This window comes from Microbacterium sp. K27, assembly GCF_004794435.1.
Classification (GTDB): Bacteria; Actinomycetota; Actinomycetes; order Actinomycetales; family Microbacteriaceae; genus Microbacterium; species Microbacterium maritypicum_A.
In genome coordinates this window covers 53,072-74,381 of the sequence record NZ_SSDK01000042.1, presented here as the reverse complement: position 1 = coordinate 74,381, position 21,310 = coordinate 53,072, and the positions used below count along the sequence as shown (strand labels likewise).

The following is a 21,310-nucleotide window of genomic DNA, read 5'->3' as shown; positions in this document are numbered from 1 at the left end:
GGGGTAACCCCTGCGGGAGGATCGGCGCAGCGATCAGAGCAGCTCCGCCGTCTGCCGCGCGATCTGCAGCTCCTCGTCGGTCGGCACGACGAGGACCGTCACCGGAGAGGCATCCGTGGAGATCCGGCGGATGCCGCGCTCTCGTGCCGCATTCCTGGCGGGGTCGATCTCCACACCGGCGAAGCCGAGCGTCGCCATCGCGCCGGCGCGTACCGGCGCGGCGTTCTCGCCCACGCCGGCGGTGAAGGAGATGACGTCCACTCCGCCCAGCTGTGCGATGTAGGCGCCGGCGTAGGCGCGCAGCCGGTGCACGTACACGTCGAACGCGAGCATCGCCGCGTCCTCCCCCGCCTCGACGCCCGCGAGGATGTCGCGCATGTCGCTGCGCCCGGCGAGACCGGCGAGTCCGCTGCGGGTGTTCAACAGAGAATCGAGGTCGTCGATCGACAGCCCGGCACGGCGCGACAGGTGCACGAGCGCGGCCGGATCGATGTCGCCCGAGCGCGTGCCCATGACGAGCCCCTCGAGAGGGGTGAGCCCCATCGAGGTCTCCACCGAGCGGCCGCCGTCGATCGCGGTCACCGAGGCCCCGTTGCCGAGGTGGAACACCAGCTGCCGGAGATCCCCGAGGTCACGACCGAGGAACGCGGCGGCGGACTCGCTGACGTACTGGTGACTCGTGCCGTGGAAGCCGTAGCGGCGCACCCGGTGCTCCGCGGCGAGCGCCGCATCGATCGCGTAGGTGTAGGCGGCGGGAGGGAGCGTCTGATGGAAGGCCGTGTCGAACACCGCGACGTGCGGAACGCCGTCGAACACGGCGCGCGCGGCGAGGATGCCGGCGAGGTTCGCGGGGTTGTGCAACGGTGCGAGCACCGCGAGCTCGTCGATCTGCCGCTCCACGTCGGCATCGATCAGCGTGGGGGCGTAGAAGCGGGCGCCGCCGTGGACCACACGGTGCCCGACAGCGACGGGGCGATGCTCGTCGAGAGAGGGGCCGTGCGTGACGAACTGCTCGCGCATCACCTCGAAGGCGGCGGCGTGATCGGCGATCGGCCTCTCACTGCGGTAGGTGGCGTCGAGCATGGTCGGCACGGCGTCGCCGTCGACCGCGGGGCGCACTGTGTGCGCGACCGGGCTGATCTCCTGACCGATGCGCTCGATCAGCCCGCTCGCGAGCAGATTCTCCTGCTCGATGTCGATCAGGCTGTACTTCAACGAGGAGGAGCCGCTGTTGATGACCAGGATGGCGCTCATGCCGCCTCTCCCGCCTGCTCGGCTCCCTGCGCCTGGATCGCCGTGATCGCCACCGTGTTGACGATGTCGTCGACGAGCGCACCTCGGGAGAGGTCGTTGATCGGCTTGTTGAGCCCCTGCAGCACCGGGCCGATCGCGACGGCGCCGGCTGAGCGCTGCACGGCCTTGTAGGTGTTGTTGCCGGTGTTCAGGTCGGGGAAGACGAACACGGTCGCCCGTCCGGCCACGGCGGAGCCGGGGAGCTTGGCCTTGGCCACCGCCGCATCCGCGGCGGCGTCGTACTGGATCGGCCCCTCGACCGGGAGCTCGGGCGCCCGTTCGCGCACGAGGGCGGTGGCGGCGCGCACCTTGTCGACGTCCGCACCGGATCCGGACTCCCCCGTCGAGTACGACAGCATCGCCACGCGCGGATCGATGCCGAACTGCCGGGCGGTCGTCGCGGAGGAGATCGCGATGTCGGCGAGCTGCTCGCTGGTCGGGTCGGGGATCACGGCGCAGTCGCCGTAGACGAGCACGCGGTCGGCGAGCGCCATCAGGAACACGCTGGAGACCACGTTCACTCCCGGCTTGGTCTTGATGATCTCGAACGACGGGCGGATCGTGTGAGCGGTGGTGTGCGCGGCGCCCGACACCATCCCGTCGGCGAGGGCGAGGTGCACCATCATCGTGCCGAAATACGACACGTCGGTCACCGTGTCCGCCGCCTGGGCGAGCGTGATGCCCTTGTGGGCCCGTAGCCGGGCGTACTCCGCGGCGAAGCGCTCGACCAGCTCGGGATCGGTCGGGCTGAGCACCTGGGCCGCCGTGATGTCGACGCCGAGTTCGACGGCGCGGGCGCGGATGGTTGCCTCGTCGCCGAGGATCGTCAGGTCGGCGACCTCTCTCGCGAGCAGCGTGGCCGCGGCGCGCAGGATGCGATCGTCGTCCCCCTCCGGCAGCACGATGCGGCGGCGGTCCCCGCGTGCGCGTTCGATGAGTCCGTACTGGAACATCAGCGGAGTCACCACGTGAGCCTCGGCGAGGCCGAGCTGCTCGGTGAGCTCGGCGATGTCGACATGCGCCTGGAAGAGGCCGAGCGCACGGTCATAGCGGCTGCGCGAATCGGCGGAGATGCGTCCGCGGGTGCTCATCACGCGCACCGCCGTGTCATAGGTGCCGAGATCCGTCGTGATGATCGGCACCGACGAGGCGAAGCCGTCGAGCAGTCGCACGATCGGCTCCGGCAGCGGGAACGGCCCGTTCAGGATGATGCCGGCGATGCGGGGGAAGGTGCCGGACGAATCGGCGAGCAGCGCAGCCAGCAGTACCTCGGTGCGGTCGGCGGGGATCACCACGACCGCCTCCTCGGTCAGTCGGGGCAGCACGTTCACCATCGACATGCCCGCGACGACGATCGTCAGCGCCTCCCTCGTGAGACGATCGTCGTCGCCCTTGAGCAGCGTGCCGTCGACGGCCGCGAGGATGCCACGGATCGACGGCGCGACGAGAGCACGGTCCTCGGGGATCGCCCATACCGGCGTGCTCTCCGCGGGGAGCGCGGCATGCACCGCCTCGATGATGGCGTCGAGCGCCTCCGGGTCGGCGCGGTTGACCGCGACGGCGAACAGCTCCGCCCGCTCCTCCGTCAACTCGGACAGGGCGAGCGCCGCGATCTGCGCGATCGCGGCGGCCGACCGCGCCGTGGTGGTCCCCAACTGCTCGGCCTGGCGCTGCTGGTCGCGACCGCTGAGAACGAGGAGCACCGGGGCTCCGAGGTTGGCGGCGATCCTGGCGTTGAAACCGAGCTCCGCAGGGCTGGCCACATCGGTGTAGTCGCTGCCGATGACGACGACGGCATCGCACTGGGCCTCGACCGCCTTGAACCGCGCGACGATGGTCGACAGGGCGCCCTCCGGGTCGGCCCTCACATCGTCGTAGGTGACGCCGATGCAGTCCTCGTAGTCGAGGTTCACCCCGTCGTGCGCGAGCATCAGTTCGAGGATCTCGTCGCGCGCGGTGACCGAGCGGGCGATCGGACGGAACACGCCCACCCGCGGCGAGACGCGCATCAGAGCGTCGAGCGCCCCGAGGGCGATCGTCGACTTTCCGGTATGGCCTTCGGCCGAGGTGATGTAGATGCTCTGCGCCACGACTTCAGCTTAGGCGCGGCATCCATGAACGCACCGAGCGTCTCACCGGGTCAAATGCCGCGACGTCACTCGCACGGTCCGGACATCGCATCGACGACCGCCGTGGCATCCGCCTGGAACCGCGAGTAGTAGTCGCGGTCGGTGTTGATCTGCACCCGGTGGATCGCGTGGGAGGGCTCCATCGTCTGCCAGTCCGGGAGCCGTCCGAGGCGATCGAAGAACAGCGTCGTCGCGGTCGCCGGATCCATCCGCTGCTCCACGCTTCCCCACCACTCCTGCTGCTGGAAGAGTCCGATGCTGGTCGTCCGGGTTCCATCGGGGTTGGTGAATCCGCGCGTCTCCCAGTCGCCGTAGTCGATGTTGCGCAGGCTGCTCTCCCCCATCGCCGTCATCACCCCGAGGATCTGCCCCTCACGCGCGTAGCCGAGAACCGCGGCGGTGCGGATGATGGTCGCCGCGTTCTCGAGCTGCTCACCACTCCATCCCTCGATGCCCTCCGCAGGAAACGTCTGCGGGCGGTCGATGCAGATCGGCGCGGGATCGCGCGCGAGCCCCAGGGGGATGAGCACGAACAGACCGACGGCGACGACGACGGCGCCCCCGGAGATCAGGATGCGCTGCAGGACCTTCCGCCTGCGCAGGCGATTCGCCGCCTGCCGTCGCGCGCCGGGACCGCGGCGTTTCCTGGTCTTCTTGGTGTTCGTCGTGCTCTTCGTGCGCGTGCCTCTGGTTGCCGGCTTATTCGTCGGCCTGCGTCGGGCCCGCGATGCCGGTGCGGCGCTCATGGCGCGAGGGCTCCGCCGGCGGTTCGCGGCCGGCGACCGGCGAGGGCGGCGATGCCACCTCCGATGGCCCCGAACAGATGCCCCTGCCAGGAGATGCCGTCGGCCACGCCGAGGACGCCGGCCAGCATCGAGCCGCCGTACAGCGCGATCACGACGATCGCGATCACGGCGTACAGGATGCGGTGCGCCACACGGCCGGGGGCGAACACCCGCATCACGACGTACCCGAAGTAGCCGAAGACCAGCCCGGACGCCCCGACCGTCAGAGTGCCGGGAGCGTTGAACACCCAGGTGCCGATGCCCCCGACGACGGCGACGATCGCGGTGACGGTCCAGAACCGTCGCGTGCCCTCGACCGCGACGAGACAGCCGAGCACCAGGAACGGGACGGAGTTCGCGATGAGATGCTGCCAGTTCGCGTGCAGGAGCGGCCCGAGCACGATGCCGCCGAGTCCGGAGACGTCCCAGGACCGCAGCCCGAATCCGGTGAACGAGCCGGGGAGGATCGCGTCGGCGAACTGCACGACCCACATCGCGACGAGCAGCAGCACCGGCGAGGCGAATCGGCCGAGCGGATGCTGCGTCTGCGGCGGCGGGGTGACGGTCACCGGACGATTGTCGCAGGTGCAGCCACGAGAGGGCTGTGCGCCCGGGGCGAGACGCCCGCACACGAACGAGACGCCCGCACAAAGAAAATGACTCTCCGCGCACCCAGCAGAGCCCGGTTACCCTTGCTGCGTTTCCGCCCTGGGGGAATTGGCCTGGATGCCGCCACGCGGAGAGCCGTCAACCATCCTAACCCGACCGGCGCGATGGTCCGAACCGCGCACGTCTCCACGTGCATCCTCAGGGGAACCTGCCAGAGCGGCGCACCCCGTGCAGGGTTACGATCGAGTCACGCGCACCGCAGCGCCGACGTGAGAGGGAACGCATGCCAGAGAACGCCCCCCTGACCCCGGTATCGATGGATGCCGAGAGGTTCGCCGCACAGACGTCTGCGATCCTCGGCTCGATCGGCCAGGTCATCGACGGCAAGCCGGACGCGGTGCGCAGCGCTCTCGTATGCCTCCTCGCCGAGGGGCACCTGCTGATCGAAGACGTTCCAGGGGTCGGCAAGACCATGCTCGCCAGGGCCCTCGCCGCGAGCGTGGATGCGACGGTGCGCCGCATCCAGTTCACGCCCGATCTGCTGCCCGGCGACGTCACGGGGGTGTCCGTCTACAACCCCGTGGATCGCGAATTCGAATTCAAGCGCGGCGCGGTGTTCGCGCACATCGTGATCGCCGACGAGATCAACCGCTCCTCCCCCAAGACGCAGTCCGCTCTGCTGGAGGCGATGGAGGAGGGGCAGGTCACCGTCGACGGCTCCACGCACCTGCTGCCCGAGCCGTTCCTGGTCGTCGCGACCCAGAACCCGCTGGAGATGGAGGGGACCTACGCCCTGCCCGAAGCGCAGCGCGATCGGTTCATGATGCGGATCTCGATGGGGTATCCGGATGCCGCCGCCGAGGCTCTCATGCTGCGCCAGCGTGATGTCGTCAGCCCCCTCGCGGCCGTGTCGCCCGTCGCCGACGCGGCGTCCATCGCCCACCTCATCGCCTGGGCGCGCTCGGTGCACGTGGCCCCCGCGCTCGAGGAGTACGCCGTCGCGCTCGCCCAAGCCACCCGCTCCGACCCGAACCTGCATCTCGGTGCGAGCCCTCGGGCCACCCTGCAGCTGGTCAGGGCCGCGAAGGTGTGGGCTGCTCTCGACGGACGCGAGTACGTGATCCCCGACGACATCACCGCGCTGCTCATCCCTGTGCTGGCGCACCGCCTGCTCCCGGCCAGGGGCGCACATCGCGCCGGCGCGCAACCGGTCGAGGCCGCCCTCACCCAGATCGTCGAGCGGGTGCGTGTCCCCGTCGCGACGCGTTCCTGACAGACCTCATCATGCGAAGACGTCGATCCCTCACCGGCCGCGGTGCCGGAGCGCTCGTCGCCGCGCTCGGCTGCATGATCGCCGCGAACCTCCTCGGCACGCGCGTCCTGCTCTACATCGGCGTGCTGCTCGCGGCCGTCACGCTCTTCTCCCTCATCGCGGTGCGATTGCCACGACGATCCGGAACGGTCACCCGCCAGATCTCGACCGATCTGCTGACCGTGTCCGAGACGTCACGAGTGACGGTGCGGTTCTCGCTGCGAGCGATCCGGGTGCCGCGGGGGCTCTGGCACGATGTGCTCCCCGACGCGGTCTCCGGAGACTCCGGCGGTGAATATCCCCCCGAGACCGGCCAGCTGACGTACCTCATCACCGGTGTTCGACGCGGCGTCTGGCCCCTCGGGCCGCTGATGCTGCGCACAGTCGACCCGTTCGGTCTGGCGCAGCGCGAGCAGGCATTCGGCGAGACGAGGAGCGTGACGGTCGTTCCCGAGGTGTTCGCGCTCGCCCCGCTGGCCGTGCGTGTCGGTGCCGCCGGCGGCACCGCGCACACCTCCTCCACCCGGCTCGGGCAGGGAAGCGACAACCTCTCGCCCCGCGGATACATCCCGGGCGACTCGATGCGCCGTATCCACTGGCGGGCGACCGCGCATCGCGGTCAGTTGATGGTGCGTCAGGAAGAGGAGGAGTCCAGCCCCGACGCAGTGGTCGTGCTCGACCGCAGCGGGCGCCGTTGGGACGCACCGGGCACCGACGAGGATCCCGCCTTCGAAGCAGCGGTCTCCCTGTGCGCCTCCGCGGCCGTGCACCTCGCATCGGAGGGGTACAGCGTCGACGTTCTCGACAGCGCAGGAACGCTGCTCGGCGCGCTTCGCGGGCATGAAGACGATCGCGACGGTCTGCTCGCTGCGCTCGCGACGGTCACCCCGCGCGGAGAGAGCCGTGACCTGATGGCGCTCGTCGGCGGCACCCCGCCCGGTCCGCTCGTCTACATCACGGGCCGCCTCGACGAGGAGGATGCGGCCCTGCTGCGTTCAGCAGGTGCCGCTGCACCGATGCTGTTCAGCACAGAGCTGCTCCCCGGCGCCACCGAGGCCTCCGTCCGCCATGGATGGACGGTGGCCCCACTCGGGGACGACATCCCCGCGGCGTGGGAAGACGCCGTCTCGGCCCGGATCGGGGTCGGCGATGTTCCGCGCTGAGCAGGCCCCGCCGGCGCCGACCGTCGCCACGCGCAGGCCGGCCTTCTGGCACCGCGACCACGAGGAGCCGGCCGGCATCGTCGGCCCCGGCGCACTCGCGGCGATGGCGGCGCTCACGGCGATGTGGCCGTTCACCTCGGTGATCGGCCCCGGGGCGTGGTCCTTCACCGTGATCGCCGTGATCGTCGCCGTGGCGGGCACCGGGATGCTGACGCGACACCTGCTGCGGCGACGAGCGGCGTGGGCGCAGGACATCGTCACCTTCGCCGTGCAGATCGTGGTCGCCATCGCCGTCGTGACGCTGCTCGTGGCCGGCGACACCGCCATCTTCGGGATCGTCCCGACATCGGCGACGCTGACGCTGTTCGGCGTGCTCGGGGCCTCCGCCGTCGAGGCCGTGGTGTTCGGATCCGCGCCGTTGGATCCCTCCCCCGGCCTCGCTGCGGTGATGGGCATCGGCTTCGCGGTCGTCGCGATCCTCCTCGACCATCTCGTCGCGCATCGTTCGGCCGTGCTGGCCGTCCTCTTGACCGGCGTCATCGGCGCCGTGCCGATGATCGTCACGCTCGGCGACACGAACGTGGCCTGGTTCCTGCTCTTCGGCGTGGTCGCCCTGCTCCTCCTCCGCTACACCGCACGCCGGCATCCGGAATCCCCGCGCCGCTCGTCGACGTCGTTGGCCGTCGCGCTCGGAGCCGCCGCGCTGGCGACGACAGCGGCCATCGCCCCGATGATGCCCGTCACCGCGAGCCTCGCCGGCAACGGGGTCGGCGTCACGGTCGACGCCTCGCTGCGTCTCGGAGACGACCTGCGCCAGCCCAATCCGGTCGAAGTCCTCACCGTTGCCGCGAAAGGCGACACGGCACCGTACCTGCGTCTGACCACGCTCTCGCGCTTCGACGGCCGCGTCTGGCAGCCGGACGACGGCGACCTGCAGGCGCAGAACGACGGATTCGGCCCCCCGGAATGGGGCGAGGACATCGCGACGGAAGAACAGAACACCTCCATCCGCGTGCTGCGGATGTCGAGTTCCTGGCTCCCGGTGCCCTATCCCGCCACCGCCGTGCAGGGACTCAGCAATGCCTGGAGGATCGCCCCCGAGAATCGCACGCTGTACTCCCGCGGCGCGGACGCCGTCGGGAACGACTACACGGTCACGTCGTCGAGATTGATCCCCACCCTCGAGCAGATCCGCGCGATCGATGCCGCCGCCCCCGTCGTCGATCCCGATGCCGAACCGGTCGAGCTCCCCGGGATCATCGGTGAGCTTGCGGACGACGTGACCGCGGCGGCGAGCACCGACTACGACCGGCTCATCGCGCTGCAGAACTGGTTCCGCTCGCAGTTCGCCTACTCGCTGGAGACCCCGGTGGAGGAAGGCTTCGACGGCACCGGGGCGGAAGCCGTCGCGGAATTCCTCGAGGCGCGGTCGGGATACTGCGTCCATTTCGCGGGGGCGTTCGCGTTGATGGCGGAGAGCCTGGGCATGCAGGTGCGCATCGTCGTCGGATACCTTCCCGGTTCGCTGACCGACGAGAAGCGCGGCAGCGAGTCGGTGTTCTCCGTGACCAGCGACCGGCTGCACTCCTGGCCGGAGGTGCTGTTCCCCGGTATCGGATGGGTTCCGTTCGAGCCCACCGCGTCTCTGGGTGTGCCCACCGCCTTCCGCCCCGGAGCGACGCAGGGTGGAGGTTCCGGAAGCCCGTCCGCCCCGGCCCCGACCACGGCACCGCAGGCCGAGCAGACCTCGGGTCCCGAGATCGACCGCAACGATGCCGGCGGCGACGCGGCCAGCGGCGACGACCTGCGCCGCCTCGACCCGACGCCGGTGGTCTTCACAGCCCTCGGCATCGTCGTGCTGCTCCTGCTTCCCGCACTGATCCGGCTCGTGGAACGCCGAGCGCGGCTGAACAGGGCACGTCGAGGAGATTCCGCTGCGGCATGGGCGGAACTCCGGGACACCCTGATCGACCTGCAGATCCCGGTGTCCGACGCCGACACGCCACGCACGCGCGCGGCAGGACTGGTGCGGCAGAACGGCGTGGGGGCCGAGGCGATACGACACCTCACCGATGCGGTCGAGCGCTCGAACTACGCCCGCCCCGGCGAGGCGACGGACGACCTCGCCGAGCCGTTGGGCGACGTTCTCACGAGCCTGCGGCAGAGCGCCGATCGGGCCACCAGGGTGCGGGCCGTGCTGATCCCGCGTTCCCTGTACGCCCCGAGAGCCGCCGAGCCCGGTGTGACGATCTGACCCGTCAGGCAGCGTGAGAGGTGCAGGGCACAGCGCCGCACTCCTCGCACACCACGAACTGCGATCGGCACGAGAGATCGGGGCAGTTCGCGGTGCGCTTGGTCGCTGCCCCGCATCCTACGCATTCTCCGATGACCGCGGCATGGTCGGAGAAGTCCACGGAGCCCCGGCCGTCGAAGACGTAGAGCGATCCGTCCCACAGGCCGTCGTCGCCGTACTTCTCGCCGTATCGGACGATGCCGCCCTCGAGCTGGTAGACCTCACCGAACCCGCGGGCGGTCATCAGACTCGACAGCACCTCGCAGCGGATGCCGCCGGTGCAGTACGTGACCACGGGCTTGCCCTTGAGGTCGTCGTAGATGCCCGAATCGAGAAGCTCGACGAAATCCCTGGTCGTCTCGGTGTCGGGGACGACCGCGCCACGGAAGCGTCCGATCTGCGCTTCGAGCGCGTTCCGACCGTCGAAGAACACCACATCGTCGCCACGTTCGTCGATCAGACCGTGCAGTTCTTCGGGCGTCAGGCGCGTGCCGCCGCCGACGACGCCGTTCTCGTCGACGCGGAGCTCACCGGGCGCACCGAACGACACGATCTCGTCGCGCACCTTGACGCTGAGCTTGGGGAAGTCGAGGCTGCGTCCCTCGGCGTCCACACCGGTCCCCTCGCTCCATTTGATGTCGGCGTCGGCGAACGGACGGTACGAGCGGAACGAGCGCAGCCATTTCTTCAGCGCGCCGATGTCACCGCCGAGGGTGCCGTTGATGCCGTCCTTCGAGATGAGCAGACGTCCGCGCAGTCCGAGCGCCTCACCGAGGTCTCGCTGCCAGACGCGGATGGCATCGGGATCGGCAAGAGGAGTGAAGGCGTAGAAGAGGACGATCTTGGGTGTTGCCACCTAGGGATCCTACGTCGTCTCCGCGCCGACATCACGCTTCATGAAAGCCGCTCCCCCGGCGAGGAGCGCGGCGAGCACCCAGCCTGCGGTCACCCAGAGCGCCAGGGATCTCTCGAGAAGATCGTTCGGCGGGATGCCCATGGCTGACACGTCGAATCCGAGGGCTCGGAGCATCACGAGGGGCGGGAGATAGCCGGCGCCGGAGCTCCAGAACATCGTGAGGAGCAGCGCCCCGCTCATCGACATCGACACCACGAAGAGAGCGACGAGATGAACCTGTACGACGACTCCGAGCCCCATCCCCCAGAGCCCGGCGACCGCCCCGAGGGCGAGAGTCGATGCCACAGTCGCTCCATCGAGGGTCGCTCCATCGAGGGTCGCACCGCCCCGGGACACGTTCAGCGCGATCTGCCCGACGACGACGACGGTGAGCGCCACGATCGCCCCTCCCAGAGCGGCCGTCGGCATCCTGGCGACGAAGATCGTCCACCGGGGCAGCATCATCAGACGTTGCGCGATGACACCGTCCCGGCGGTCGATCGTGTATCGGAAGGAGCCGTAGACCGCCGCGAGCACCGCTCCGTACGTCGCGAGCACGACGGTGAAGGACTCGGCGAACGCGGATCGGACGCCCGCCGGGGCCTCCGCGAGGTCGGGCGGAATACTCGTCGCCACGGCGAGCGACATCAGCAGCGCCGCTGCCACCATCCCGAGGAGGACCACGTCACCGGCGAAGCTGCGCGCCTGTGCGCGAAGCGCCCGGCCGATCACGCGGCTCCCCGACGTCCCCTGAACCAGGCGATCACGACGAGAGCTGCGGCCCAGACGAGCCCGACGCCGAGTGCGGGCGCGAACTCGAGCAGTCGCCCCTGGTAGCCGGGAACACCCAGCGCGGCGAGTGCCAATCCGGGCGAGAACTTCGCCACCTCCGGCGCCGTGCGCACGAGTGCGAGCTCCACGACCATCGGAAAGATGAGGACGATACCTGCCGTCAGGTAGTAGTTGCGGGTGATCCAGCCGACGGACACTCCGATCAGTGCACCGAGGACCGTGCCGGCCAGCGCGCCGGCATACAGCTGCCACGACTCCGGTGTGAGAGCGAGCGCCAGTCCGTTCCGGATCAGGATCACGGAGATGCCCCCTGTCCAGAGGACGAAGATGCACACCGACAGCGCGACGGCGGCCAACACCGCCGCGACGAGCTTTCCCCCGAAGACGCGACGGAAGCCGACCCCGGTGAGCGTTCTGTCCATCGAGCCGTAGTAGTACTCCCGCGTGACGGAGTACGCACCGACGAACGCCGCGGAGACGACCGACCACGCGAGCGGCTCCAGCAGGCGCGCGGTGGCCGTGCCGGGATCGACACCGGCGAACTCGAAGCGGGAACCGTCGGAGACGAGCACGAATACCGGCATGAGCAGGGCCACGAGATAGACCGGCAGGACGGAGAGTCCGCTCACTGCACGCAGCGCTTCGCTGCGGATCGCGTTCCTCATGCTGCCGCTTCTCCCACGAGATCGAAGTACTTGCTCTCGAGGGAGTCGCCGTCGTCCGTGACGAGGTCGTGCAACCGCCCCGCGAAGAGTGCACGGCGCTTGATCACGACGACCTCGTCCACGAATTGCTCGAGTTCCGCCAGCTGATGGCTGGCGACCAGCACGGTGCCGCCGCGTTCGGCGAAGCTCCGCAGGAACCGGCGAAGCCACCGGATGCCGTCGGGGTCGAGCCCGTTCGCCGGCTCGTCGAGGATGAGCGTCCGGGGTGACCCCACAAGAGCGGTCGCCAGCCCGAGCCTCTGTGCCATCCCCGTCGAGAACGTCTTCACGCGACGGTCGGCATCCGCGGCGAGCCCCACCTCCTGGAGCACCTCGTCGACACGACCCCGGGGTGCGCCGGCCGCGAGGCGGGAGATCTCCAGGTGCCTTCTCGCTGTGATGCCCAGCTCGAAGCCGAACCCGTCCATATGAACGCCCACGTGCGATGCAGGGTTGTCGAGCGCGGAGAACGGCGCACCGTCGATGACGCTGTCGCCACTGGTCGGAGTGATCAACCCCACCAGTGCCCGCAGCGTCGTCGACTTTCCCGCCCCGTTGGGGCCGAGGAGTCCGACGACCGTCCCCCGCGGCACGTCGAACGACAGTTCCTCGACGGCCGTTCGGCGCCCGTACCTCTTCGTGAGTCCTCGGACTTCAATCGCGTGGTCGCTCATTCTCTTCCTCTTCTTCTCTCTCACCCTGAAGCGCTGTCAGCGGCAGCATCACGCCTCTCGCCCAGAGCGCCTGCCACAGGTCCGTCTCACCGAGCTCGACCCGCGCCTGCCCCGTCGGGGGCAGGCCGTCGCTCTTCCCGGCGACGAGCACCTCGGCGACGACCACCGCAGGTATCGCCACCCCATCCGCGGTCACGGGAAGCAGCGCGTCGAGTGGCACCGTCGTCGGCGTCGGAGGCAGCGGCCTGGCTGTGCCCTCTCCCACCGGCACGTTCGCGACGATGCCACTGCTCATCAACACGACCGGGGCGCCCGCCGGCACCTCCGCCTCGGTGTCGGCGCCTGCGCCTGCTCCTGCTCCTGCTCCTGCGCGAAGGAGCATCACCCGGCCCCCGTCTACGGAGAAGCCGAGCGTGTCGGTGACGGGTACGCGGATGAGGGCTCCGGCGGTCACGATGCTCGCGACCACCACCGCCCCGACGCACACGAACCGGAGCCGGGAGACACCCGAGCGGAGGACTCGCCGCAGGGCTTTCGCCAGCAGAGCCACACCGACGAGGACGACGACGGCTTCCAACGCGACCACCAGCAGGCCGAGGACCGGTCCTCCTCCGGCGAGCGCTTGAGCGGTGCGTGCGACGGCGAACACGACCATCACGACCGGGGCGGCAAGACTGGCGAGGCCGAACGGAACGCTCCACGCGGTGTCCAGGGCTCTGCCGATGCGCCGACCGCCGAACAGGAATCGGGTCAGGAAGTTCGAGGCGTCGCGGATGGCGCGTCCCCGGAGGTTCGGCTCGTCGAGCGCGCTCATGAGTGCGATGTACCCGTCGAACCGCACGAACGGGATCAGGTTGACGATGACGACGGCGATGCAGGAGAGAGCGAGCAGCAGCATCGCCCTGTCGGTCTCCGGCTGCGGAAGCGCGAGAGCGGCGATGAGCGCGACGGCGGCGATGACCGCATGCACTGCGGGGCCGGCCAACGCGATCGCCACGCGTTGCGATCTCTTCGGGAGGCGCCAGCCGTCGGTCACGTCCACGAAGAACGCGGGGGTGAGGTAGAAGAGCATGAAGCCGGCACGACGGGGGCTCCCGCCGAAGCGGGCGAGGGTGAGTCCATGGGCAGCCTCATGGAGCAGCGTCGCGAGCGAGAGCACCGCGATCAGGATCAGCAGGCCGGTCAAGGGCATCGGCGTGGTCAGGACGCTCAGCAGGTCCCGCGCCTGAACGATGGCGGCCACGAGCCCTCCGCCGAGCAGCACCACCACCGATGCCAGGACCACCCGAGCCGGCAGTCGGACGATCACATGGTCCACGCGCCGGAAGAGGGCGGGAGCACGGAGCGTCGCGATCTGCAGGGTGAATGGCGGGCGGTAGGTCAGCCGCCCGGGCGGGAGGATCGCGTCGCCCTTCAGGAGTCCACTGGCGCGGAAGCGCTCGGCGAGGTCGAGGAAGTCCTCCAGCGATTCGGATGCGGCGAAGCGCAGGTGCAGGTCGCGGAGCGCGGTCTCGCCGTTCATCGCCGAGAGCAGGTCGGCGACCGACCGGGACACCCTCGACGACGGCACTCCGTGGATCGTCGCTATCCATGCCCTGTCGTCGGCCCCTTCCTCGAAAGCGACACCGGAGGCGAGGCTCGGGCATGCATCGGCAGAGAGCCGAACCCTCGCGCGGGAGCCGCGTCGACGCGGGGAGTCAGCCGGTGGCATCGTCGTCCACCGTTCCCGAGGATCCCGCCCACGACGTCGTGAGCAGGAGGATCTCCACCCCGCGGTCGGTGCGGACGGGCGACACGGCAGGTGCCGCGAAGCCCGCGTCGACGAGCTCCCCGGCGAGGACGTCATGGCCGAGCACCTGCAGGCGGCTCGTGAGCACCGTCGCTTCGAGGCCGGCCGCGATGTCGGCGACGCGCACCCAGTTGACCACTCGCGCCGCTCCGCCGTCTTCCATCTGCTGCGCGAAGAGGTAGGTCTCCTCGCCCTGCGGACCGGGGACGCCGATCTCCTGCGTTCTCGACACCGCCAGGCTCTGCGCCGCCGCGCCTCCCGCGACGGTGAAGGCGAACACGCCTCCGGTGGCGAGGTGACGACGCACACTTCCGTACAGGAGCGAGCGGCCCGCACGATCGAGCAACGTGATGGATGTGGCGCCGATGATCACGAGACCGTATCGCCGCCCCAGGGAGAAGTCGCGCATGTCCGCCACGACGCACTCCACCGTCGATCGCGCAGGAAACGCTCGACGCAGGTGGGAGAGCATGTCGTCGGAGAGATCGATCGCGGTGACCTCTCTTCCCGTTCTCACCAGCGGAACCGTCAGCCTCCCCCCGCCCGCGGCGATGTCGAGGATGGGGTCGTCGGTCTTCCTCGCGAGCGCCAGCACCTCTCGAATCTCTGCACGGTCGGTACCGACCAATCGCTCATAGAAGTCGGTGCCCTCCCCGGAGTACAGATCCAGCTCCCGGGGAACCGCGCCCGCGGTCTCGAGCCGCGCCGATACTGCTTCGGTGATCAAACCGGACATTCACACATCGCCTCTCAACGGGAGCGATGGGGTGCGGGCGGGCATGCTCCACCCGCACCCCGGGGATTAGGTTGCGATCGCTGCCGCGCCGCCGATGATGGCAATGATGTAGCTGGCGTGCTCCCACCATTCCAACGGTGCGTCGATCTGTTCGAGTTCCGTGAACTCCAGAGACGTCATCTGCAATCTGCACCTCCTTCTCGAGCTGTCGGTCGCCGCCCTATGTCAGGGCGAGAATTCCGATGATGACTCCCACGGCGAATCCTCGGATGTAGTCGTCGGTGTCGTTCAGGGCTTCCATGGCCTCGAGTTCCGTGAACTCGAGCGTCGGCGTTGCGGTGTGCATCTTCACCTCCCTTCCGTGTCGCTGCGCGTGCCAGGGATCAGGTCGCCGCGGCTGCGCCGATCCCGATGAGGACCAACGCCCCTATCGCGCCCTGATAGAAGCTCTCCCAACTGGGGGCCTCCATCGTTTCCAGCTCCTGGAACCGGATACTGCTCTCGACTTTCTCGCCCATCTAATTCACCTCCTTCGCAACAGACATCGGAGGTCGGCGATCAGGGCCGACCAGCTCAGAACTCCACCGGGAATCGTGGAGCACGACACGGAAGTCGTCTGCGAGGAGGCCCGGCAGCATCGGGTGGCGTCTTCCCCACGCCCTCTCTGTGGCGACGGAGATGCGGTCGATGTCATCGGGGCTCGGTGTCGGAGCGCGCTCTATTCGCCACCGTTCGATCAGGGCCTCGATGCCCGTCGGCGGGTCCAGCGGCAATGCCATCCCGCCCACGACGTTCACCCAGAACTCCTGGAGACTCTGCCGGTCTCCCCAGCGCACGTCTCCTGCGCAGATCCGCCGCCAGACCGCGCCGATGACCGCCGCCGTGGCGATGATCTTGCGGACCCCCAGCACGAAGGCGATCTCGTTCGCCGCATACCAGTGGCGCGCGCTGTAGGGGTCCGGCCCCCGCAGCGCCGCGCTGCGCTGGGTCGCCGCGCTGAGTCGAGCGAGACGCATCCTTCCCCCGCGCGAGTCCGGGTCACGGGTGGCGGAATCGAGGACGGCTCTCCCGAGCGCGACGGCGTCTCGGTTCTGCCGCGCGCTCCTCCGCGAGCTCGTCGAGGCGCCCGCTACCCGGAGGAAGGCTTCCAATGCTCCCTCCCGGACGGCGGCGTGCGTCAGCGAAGCCAGATTGCCCGGATCGATGATCGCGTGGCGAGGCCTCAGGGCAAGACCGACGATGAGCCGGTATCCGCTGTCGTTCTTGAGCACTCCGACGCTGTTGGTCTCCGACGAGGTGCCGAGCGTCGTCGGCACGGCGATGATGTCGACGGGTGGCAATGCGTGGGGAAGGAGAGTCAGCGCCGACCTCGACGCATGCCCGATGGCGAAGTCGAACACCCGCCCCCGAGCGAGAGCGAGCGCGGCGATCTTGCTGGCGTCGAGGACGGTTCCGCCGCCGACCGCGACGATGACGCTCGGCGATCGACGCACGATCTGTCGGGCCAGTTCGACGACTGCAGCGACGTCGACCGACGACGCATCGATCTGGATCGTCGTGGTCCGGCGCCCGGACGGGAGGGCAACCGGTACCGCCGAATCCACGATCAGGAGGCTCTCTCGGCCGGCCGTGAGGTGCTTCGTCAACCGGCCGGTGGCCCCTTCCCCCTGCCACAGGGTGGGAAGTCGACCGAACTCCGCGGTCATCCCGGCACTCCTCGGGCCAGGCCTGCACGTATGGCCACGTCCACGGCGAGAAGCTCCTCCGCAGTGAATCCGTAGGCCGGGATCAACTCGATGGAGCTGGGGCCCGGTTGCACCAGGACGCCGTTGTCCGCGATCGCGGAGACGACGCGAAGGATGTCGGGCCCAGAGAGCGGGCTCTCGTCCGCGTGGCGGAGCCCGAGTCCCATGAAGCACCCGCGTCCGGTGATCTCCGCGACCACACCGTCCGCCTCCCACTCGGCCGCGAGGCGAAGCAGGTCGATGCCCAGTGCCTGAGTGGTCGACTCCACATCGATGCGGCGCAGTTCCTCGATCACGGCGAGGATCGCCGCCGCACAAGCCGGCGTCCCCGCCTGGGTCTCGCCATGCACGAACGTCCACCCGCCCCGCACGAACTCCGAGGCGACCCGTTCCCCCACCAGGAGCGCCGCCGCACCCATCGCCCCGTTGGTCAGCGCCTTCGAGAGGATGAGGATGTCCGGTGCCGCAGCCCACCTGTCGGTGGCGAACATCGTCCCGGTGCGGCCGAAGCCCGTCGCGACCTCATCAGCGACGATCAGGAAGCCGTACTCCTCGCGCAGTGCGAGCAGACGCTGGACGAACGCCTCAGACAGCGCGTAGGCACCGCTGCCCAGCACGGGTTCGACCACGACCGATGCCACGCGCGCCCCCTCCCGCTGCAGCAGCCGTTCGAGCTCCTCGCCGTCGTCGCGGTGGGATACATGCCGCACCGACCGGCGGTCGACGGCGTAGACGGATTGGAGGAGGTCGTCCCCACTCAGGGCGTGACTGCCGTATGCCGTGCCGTGATAGCTGCCTTTCAGGCCCACGATCAACGAGCGGGTCGCGAGTCCCTTCTGCGCCCAGTACTGCCTGCCCAGCTTCATCGCCGCGTCGTTCGCCGCCCCTCCCGAGGTCGAGAAGATGACGCGGCGGTAGCGGACGGGGTCCGCGAGCTCGATCAGCGCTTCGGCCGCGCGCTGCGCGTACTCATGGGGCGCGCGGAACAGCGAGAGATAGGAGGCATCGTGATTCGCCCTGTTGACGGCCTCGACGACCGTCGGGTTGCCGAACCCGAGAGGGACGTTCCAGAGACCGCTCGTCGCGCAGAGACGTGTGGATCCGTCAGCGAACTCGATCAGGTTCCCGGCAGCGCCGACGGCGACGCGCTCCGGTGCGAAGGTCGAGTCCGCGGGGAGCATCGAGGTCCACAGCGCGTGCGGCGATGTCATCCTTCGGCCCCGTTCGTCCCGTCAGCGGATCCGGTACGCCGGCCCGTGTGGACGTTGAGAGCGGTGCGGGCTTGCAGGCACAGGTCACGCGCGTCCGGTGACGATGTGCCCCGCAGCCGAGCCACGCGCTCGGTGGCGATCTCGATCGTGCTCGACGTCTGTATCACCGCGATGACCCGGGCCGTCGATGGCGTGAGCAGCTGGCGGCGCAGGGTCCCGGTGTCTGCGAGCATGAAACCGGCGGCGGTCTCGAGCAGGAACGGATCCGCAGTCAACGGTTCGGCATCCGAGAGGTCGTCGTCGATCGGGAACCAGCCGAATCCCGAGACCCGGGCGGCGCCGTTCTCTGCGCGGAGCATCTTCATGAGGTCCGTCGCCTTGAGGTAGCGTCCGATCCACTCCCGGCTCGCGAGGTCGGCCGCGAACCCATCGCCCGCCGCGACCTCTCCCAGTGCCGCGGCCCGGGGCAGCGGGATGGCGAGAACGGACGGCAGGTCGTCGACGGTGCCGATGATCCGCCCCTGCACGCCGATGCCGACGCTGCCGTCCGCACCCACCCGCAGCGCCTTCGGAGTCTTCATCTCCCTCGGGCAGTCCAGGGCGTCGCGGTCCGCGAGCAGCACCCGTGGGTCGATCATCGCCGAGGGAAAGACCCCGGTTCGGCGAGCGAGCTCGGCATCCTCGAGGAAGGCCTGCCCGCTGGATGCGTCGAAGAAGCGCACCACGGTGGGGCCGACGATCTGGACGAACGCAGCAGCGACATAGTCCTGGAGTTCGACGCCGTGTTCGCCGAGGAACAGCTCGTCACCCGCTTCTCGCAGTGCGCCTCGGTAGCGCACCACGCTGCCGAGACCGTCGTACATCCCACTCTCCACCGGCAGGAGGACCACGTCGTCGCCGCGCGCCACCTTCGCGACATCGGCTGCCGGAGCCCCGCTCTCGAGGAGGAACACTCGCGAGTGCCCCTCCCCCTGCCCGGTGATCCATGCGCGGAGTGCCCGCGCTCCGCTGACTTCCCCTGTTTCCACCCGCTCACCGTCGTGCATCACAGTCCCGCCTGCCCGCCCGCGGCGGGATCGAGGCCGACCACCGCCAATCGGCATCGGACCTCCTGCACCAGGGAGGCGACGCTGCTCGTCCCCCTGCCGAGCTCGGCCGCCAGCAATCCGACCGCCGCGGACTCGTCCGCCGTCGCGATCAGGCATTCCGCCGCGCGTGCGCTGTCGATGCCGAGCCGGATCCCGCGCCGGCTCACGGGATCGATCAGCATCCACTCCTCGCCGTCGCCCGTCAGCAGGTACGGGACGCGTGGTGAGACGACTCCCGGAAGCGCGGCGAGTTCGTCGAGAGCCCGCACGAGGTGTCCGCCGAAGCCGGAGATGGCGGGGCGACTCGGAACTCCCTCCCATCGACGCAGCAGGTCGATCGCGCCGATGTACCGTGCGAACCACGGCCGGTCGTCGAGATCGGCCTCCAGCATCCCGCGGTCGACGACGCGCGCGAACGCCCGCCCTCGGCCGGCGCCTTCTCCTGCGCGGGCCTCGATGTCTGCCCGCCCGTCGCCCACCTCGCCGAGCAGGAGCCCGTCTGGCCCGTCCCTGTACTCGCCTTCCGCGGTGACGTGCACGCGGGGCAGGGCCTCTCCCTCGCGGCCGGAGCCGAGGAATGACGGCAGGGAGTCGAGCAGAACCGTGCTGCTGAGCAGCGGATCGATGAAGATCCCGGAGTCCTTCGCCGTATCGGCATCGCTCAGGAACGCGGCCACGCCCGCGGCGTTGCACTGCCGGAAGAGAGTGGGCCCGACGATCGGAAGGAAGGGAGCCGCCACGTACTCCCGGAGTTCGAACGTCTGCCCGCCGTCGAACATGATCCGATCGCCGGGCTCGCGCAGAGCACCGTCGTAGGGGATCACCCGGGAGCCGCTGCTCATGACGACACCGCCCGCGGGAGCGAACACGATGTCGTCGAGGCGGGTCTGGCTCAGCACCGCACCGACGTGGTCACCCGCCTCGACGAAGAACACGGCGCCCGTGACGAGGTTCCGTCTTCCGCTGACGCACTGTTCGAAAGCCGTCGTGGTGCGGTGGCGGTCTCTCGCCGTCATGATCGAGCTCGCGTCCATGCTCCCCCTCTGGACGCCGCACCCCCAGCGAATGCGATACGTCCTCACATGAGGCTATACAGGTGACGTGTGACGTGCAATATTTCACATCGGTGGACGTTCAGGTCGCGGACCCCAGAGGCCTGTCACGTCGTCGTCCTCGCATCGGATAGGATGGACAGGTTGTTCCCTGGTGACGTGTCCGAGCGGCCGAAGGAGCACGCTTGGAAAGCGTGTGTTGTGCAAGCAACCGCGGGTTCGAATCCCGCCGTCACCGCCAAAAGTGAAAGAGCCTCCGCGCCAGCGGGGGCTCTTTCACTTTTTATCGAGCACCGGGGATTCGGGGAGGAGCGAGCGCAGCGAGCACCGGAGTCCCGCCGTCACCGCCAAAAGTGAAAGAGCCTCCGCGTCAGCGGGGGCTCTTTCGCTTCGCCCACGCGATCGTTCGGCGTTCAGTCGTCGAAGCGCACGCCGTAGATCTGTCCGCCGGGCTCGGCCGGGAGACGCGTCATCCCGAGCCGTTCGTAGAAGGCGGCGGCTCCGGTGTTGTTCGGATCGATGCCCAGGTGCAGCCCGCGCACTCCGCGTCGGGTCAGCTCGGCGAACAGCGTTTCGATGAGCTGGCGACCGAGCCCCTGACCCTGGGTCTCGGGAAGCAGGTCGATGTGCAGATGGGCCGGGTGATCCGCGACGTTCGGCTCGATGCCGGCGGCGCGGCTGTAGCCGTAGTCGATCATCCGATCCTCCCGCGTGACCACCTCCGCCGGCCGGGGGTGGCGACCCTCGCGCGTCGGCCACCACTCCTCGCGGAACCAGGTGTAGAAGGCGTCGGTGTCGTCGGTCGCGACGATGTAGCCGATCGTGCGCTCGTCATCGCTCTCGACCACCCAGGCGAGGTCGGGATGACGCTCGGCATAGGGGACGGCGAAGAGGTCGCCCCACAGCGAGTCGTCGGAGAGGACGCCGGTCGCATCCGCCCCGGCGTCGGCCGTCTTCACGCAGATCTCATACAGTGCGGCACGATCGGTGGGGCGGTACGGACGGATGCGAGACACGACGACTCCTCTGGGGACGGGTCT

At 69.3% G+C, this 21,310-nt stretch carries 21 protein-coding genes, 1 tRNA gene and 1 other RNA gene; 4 read left to right on the top strand and 19 right to left on the bottom strand.

The annotated features are described in order from the left end of the window. Nucleotides 1-33 precede the first annotated feature (33 nt). The 5 genes from DW307_RS13375 to ffs form a co-directional block, all read right to left on the bottom strand. Entirely contained in the window at nt 34-1,254 is a 1,221-nt protein-coding gene (locus DW307_RS13375) for an acetate/propionate family kinase (protein ID WP_136024961.1), read from the bottom strand. Beyond that, nucleotides 1,251-3,383, bottom strand: a complete 2,133-nt coding sequence (pta, locus tag DW307_RS13370; protein WP_136024960.1) for a phosphate acetyltransferase — start codon at nt 3,381-3,383, stop codon at nt 1,251-1,253. Before pta ends, DW307_RS13375 begins: the two co-directional genes overlap by 4 nt. A gap of 65 nt (nt 3,384-3,448) precedes the next feature. Continuing rightward, nucleotides 3,449-4,168, bottom strand: a complete 720-nt coding sequence (locus DW307_RS13365; protein ID WP_136024959.1) for a hypothetical protein — start codon at nt 4,166-4,168, stop codon at nt 3,449-3,451. Continuing rightward, a complete protein-coding gene (locus tag DW307_RS13360) occupies nt 4,165-4,776 on the bottom strand; it encodes a rhomboid family intramembrane serine protease (RefSeq protein ID WP_136024958.1) in 612 nt (203 codons plus the stop codon). The genes DW307_RS13365 and DW307_RS13360 overlap by 4 nt, the downstream gene beginning before the upstream one ends. Before the next feature lie 83 nt (nt 4,777-4,859). Further along, an RNA gene (gene ffs / locus DW307_RS13355) (signal recognition particle sRNA small type) lies at nt 4,860-4,956 on the bottom strand. 143 nt (nt 4,957-5,099) lie between these two features. On the opposite strand from ffs, the gene DW307_RS13350 reads away from it, so the two are divergent. From DW307_RS13350 to DW307_RS13340, 3 genes are read left to right on the top strand one after another with little or no spacing between them, the layout of a single operon-like run. Next, nucleotides 5,100-6,089 (top strand): AAA family ATPase, encoded by a 990-nt coding sequence (locus tag DW307_RS13350; RefSeq protein ID WP_136024957.1) that lies wholly within the window; start codon nt 5,100-5,102, stop codon nt 6,087-6,089. A gap of 11 nt (nt 6,090-6,100) precedes the next feature. Then, on the top strand, nt 6,101-7,291 hold the full coding sequence (locus DW307_RS13345; protein ID WP_021199149.1) for a DUF58 domain-containing protein: 1,191 nt from the start codon (nt 6,101-6,103) through the stop codon (nt 7,289-7,291). Beyond that, the gene (locus tag DW307_RS13340; RefSeq protein ID WP_136024956.1) at nt 7,278-9,545 is read left to right on the top strand and encodes a transglutaminase family protein; all 2,268 of its coding nucleotides are present in this window, start codon (nt 7,278-7,280) and stop codon (nt 9,543-9,545) included. Before DW307_RS13345 ends, DW307_RS13340 begins: the two co-directional genes overlap by 14 nt. Nucleotides 9,546-9,549: 4 nt before the next feature. Here DW307_RS13340 and trhO read toward each other — a convergent pair whose 3' ends face one another. The 13 genes from trhO to mpaB (DW307_RS13290) form a co-directional block, all read right to left on the bottom strand. Further along, complete coding sequence (trhO, locus tag DW307_RS13335; RefSeq protein WP_029258727.1) at nt 9,550-10,440, bottom strand: oxygen-dependent tRNA uridine(34) hydroxylase TrhO; 891 nt, start codon at nt 10,438-10,440, stop codon at nt 9,550-9,552. Nucleotides 10,441-10,449: 9 nt separating this feature from the next. Next, entirely contained in the window at nt 10,450-11,211 is a 762-nt protein-coding gene (locus tag DW307_RS13330) for a hypothetical protein (RefSeq protein ID WP_136024955.1), read from the bottom strand. After that, entirely contained in the window at nt 11,208-11,936 is a 729-nt protein-coding gene (locus DW307_RS13325; RefSeq protein ID WP_136024954.1) for an ABC transporter permease, read from the bottom strand. Before DW307_RS13325 ends, DW307_RS13330 begins: the two co-directional genes overlap by 4 nt. Beyond that, the gene (locus DW307_RS13320; RefSeq protein WP_021199154.1) at nt 11,933-12,649 is read right to left on the bottom strand and encodes an ATP-binding cassette domain-containing protein; all 717 of its coding nucleotides are present in this window, start codon (nt 12,647-12,649) and stop codon (nt 11,933-11,935) included. The genes DW307_RS13325 and DW307_RS13320 overlap by 4 nt, the downstream gene beginning before the upstream one ends. Continuing rightward, nucleotides 12,630-14,360 carry a daptide biosynthesis intramembrane metalloprotease gene (gene mpaP, locus DW307_RS13315; RefSeq protein ID WP_342588938.1) on the bottom strand — a complete coding sequence of 577 codons (1,731 nt, stop codon included), beginning with the start codon at nt 14,358-14,360 and terminating at the stop codon, nt 12,630-12,632. The genes DW307_RS13320 and mpaP overlap by 20 nt, the downstream gene beginning before the upstream one ends. Next, on the bottom strand, nt 14,347-15,174 hold the full coding sequence (gene mpaM, locus DW307_RS13310) for a daptide-type RiPP biosynthesis methyltransferase (RefSeq protein WP_136024952.1): 828 nt from the start codon (nt 15,172-15,174) through the stop codon (nt 14,347-14,349). The genes mpaP and mpaM overlap by 14 nt, the downstream gene beginning before the upstream one ends. Nucleotides 15,175-15,240: 66 nt before the next feature. Further along, the gene (gene mpaA3, locus DW307_RS18375) at nt 15,241-15,354 is read right to left on the bottom strand and encodes an MpaA3 family daptide-type RiPP (RefSeq protein ID WP_021199157.1); all 114 of its coding nucleotides are present in this window, start codon (nt 15,352-15,354) and stop codon (nt 15,241-15,243) included. A gap of 40 nt (nt 15,355-15,394) precedes the next feature. Further along, nucleotides 15,395-15,520 carry an MpaA2 family daptide-type RiPP gene (mpaA2, locus tag DW307_RS18360; RefSeq protein WP_269320225.1) on the bottom strand — a complete coding sequence of 42 codons (126 nt, stop codon included), beginning with the start codon at nt 15,518-15,520 and terminating at the stop codon, nt 15,395-15,397. A 37-nt stretch (nt 15,521-15,557) separates the two neighbouring features. After that, nucleotides 15,558-15,692: an MpaA1 family daptide-type RiPP gene (mpaA1, locus tag DW307_RS18355; protein WP_021199159.1), complete on the bottom strand. Its 135-nt coding sequence runs from the start codon at nt 15,690-15,692 to the stop codon at nt 15,558-15,560. Beyond that, complete coding sequence (gene mpaC / locus DW307_RS13305; protein WP_136024951.1) at nt 15,693-16,880, bottom strand: daptide-type RiPP biosynthesis dehydogenase; 1,188 nt, start codon at nt 16,878-16,880, stop codon at nt 15,693-15,695. It lies immediately after the preceding gene. Beyond that, the gene (gene mpaD / locus DW307_RS13300) at nt 16,877-18,130 is read right to left on the bottom strand and encodes a daptide-type RiPP biosynthesis aminotransferase (RefSeq protein WP_136024950.1); all 1,254 of its coding nucleotides are present in this window, start codon (nt 18,128-18,130) and stop codon (nt 16,877-16,879) included. Before mpaD ends, mpaC begins: the two co-directional genes overlap by 4 nt. Next, nucleotides 18,127-19,176, bottom strand: a complete 1,050-nt coding sequence (mpaB, locus tag DW307_RS13295; RefSeq protein WP_136024949.1) for a daptide biosynthesis RiPP recognition protein — start codon at nt 19,174-19,176, stop codon at nt 18,127-18,129. The genes mpaD and mpaB (DW307_RS13295) overlap by 4 nt, the downstream gene beginning before the upstream one ends. After that, nucleotides 19,176-20,252: a daptide biosynthesis RiPP recognition protein gene (gene mpaB / locus DW307_RS13290; RefSeq protein WP_136024948.1), complete on the bottom strand. Its 1,077-nt coding sequence runs from the start codon at nt 20,250-20,252 to the stop codon at nt 19,176-19,178. The genes mpaB (DW307_RS13295) and mpaB (DW307_RS13290) overlap by 1 nt, the downstream gene beginning before the upstream one ends. Before the next feature lie 171 nt (nt 20,253-20,423). Between mpaB (DW307_RS13290) and DW307_RS13285 the strand changes: the two genes are divergently transcribed. Next, a tRNA-Ser gene (locus DW307_RS13285) sits at nt 20,424-20,511 on the top strand. 172 nt (nt 20,512-20,683) lie between these two features. On the opposite strand, the gene DW307_RS13280 is transcribed toward DW307_RS13285, so the two are convergent. Further along, a complete protein-coding gene (locus tag DW307_RS13280; protein WP_136024947.1) occupies nt 20,684-21,286 on the bottom strand; it encodes a GNAT family N-acetyltransferase in 603 nt (200 codons plus the stop codon). Nucleotides 21,287-21,310 lie beyond the last annotated feature (24 nt).

What these genes read in the sequence shown, in the direction of transcription:
- DW307_RS13375 (WP_136024961.1), bottom strand. Translation starts at nt 1,254, where the DNA reads ATGAGCGCCATCCTGGTCATCAACAGCGGCTCCTCCTCGTTGAAGTAC.
- DW307_RS13365 (WP_136024959.1), bottom strand. Translation starts at nt 4,168, where the DNA reads ATGAGCGCCGCACCGGCATCGCGGGCCCGACGCAGGCCGACGAATAAG.
- DW307_RS13350 (WP_136024957.1), top strand. Translation starts at nt 5,100, where the DNA reads ATGCCAGAGAACGCCCCCCTGACCCCGGTATCGATGGATGCCGAGAGG.
- DW307_RS13345 (WP_021199149.1), top strand. Translation starts at nt 6,101, where the DNA reads ATGCGAAGACGTCGATCCCTCACCGGCCGCGGTGCCGGAGCGCTCGTC.
- DW307_RS13340 (WP_136024956.1), top strand. Translation starts at nt 7,278, where the DNA reads ATGTTCCGCGCTGAGCAGGCCCCGCCGGCGCCGACCGTCGCCACGCGC.
- DW307_RS13325 (WP_136024954.1), bottom strand. Translation starts at nt 11,936, where the DNA reads ATGAGGAACGCGATCCGCAGCGAAGCGCTGCGTGCAGTGAGCGGACTC.
- DW307_RS13320 (WP_021199154.1), bottom strand. Translation starts at nt 12,649, where the DNA reads ATGAGCGACCACGCGATTGAAGTCCGAGGACTCACGAAGAGGTACGGG.
- mpaP (WP_342588938.1), bottom strand. Translation starts at nt 14,360, where the DNA reads ATGCCACCGGCTGACTCCCCGCGTCGACGCGGCTCCCGCGCGAGGGTT.
- mpaM (WP_136024952.1), bottom strand. Translation starts at nt 15,174, where the DNA reads ATGTCCGGTTTGATCACCGAAGCAGTATCGGCGCGGCTCGAGACCGCG.
- mpaA3 (WP_021199157.1), bottom strand. Translation starts at nt 15,354, where the DNA reads ATGACGTCTCTGGAGTTCACGGAACTCGAACAGATCGACGCACCGTTG.
- mpaA2 (WP_269320225.1), bottom strand. Translation starts at nt 15,520, where the DNA reads ATGCACACCGCAACGCCGACGCTCGAGTTCACGGAACTCGAGGCCATG.
- mpaA1 (WP_021199159.1), bottom strand. Translation starts at nt 15,692, where the DNA reads ATGGGCGAGAAAGTCGAGAGCAGTATCCGGTTCCAGGAGCTGGAAACG.
- mpaC (WP_136024951.1), bottom strand. Translation starts at nt 16,880, where the DNA reads ATGACCGCGGAGTTCGGTCGACTTCCCACCCTGTGGCAGGGGGAAGGG.
- mpaD (WP_136024950.1), bottom strand. Translation starts at nt 18,130, where the DNA reads ATGACATCGCCGCACGCGCTGTGGACCTCGATGCTCCCCGCGGACTCG.
- mpaB (WP_136024949.1), bottom strand. Translation starts at nt 19,176, where the DNA reads ATGCACGACGGTGAGCGGGTGGAAACAGGGGAAGTCAGCGGAGCGCGG.
- mpaB (WP_136024948.1), bottom strand. Translation starts at nt 20,252, where the DNA reads ATGGACGCGAGCTCGATCATGACGGCGAGAGACCGCCACCGCACCACG.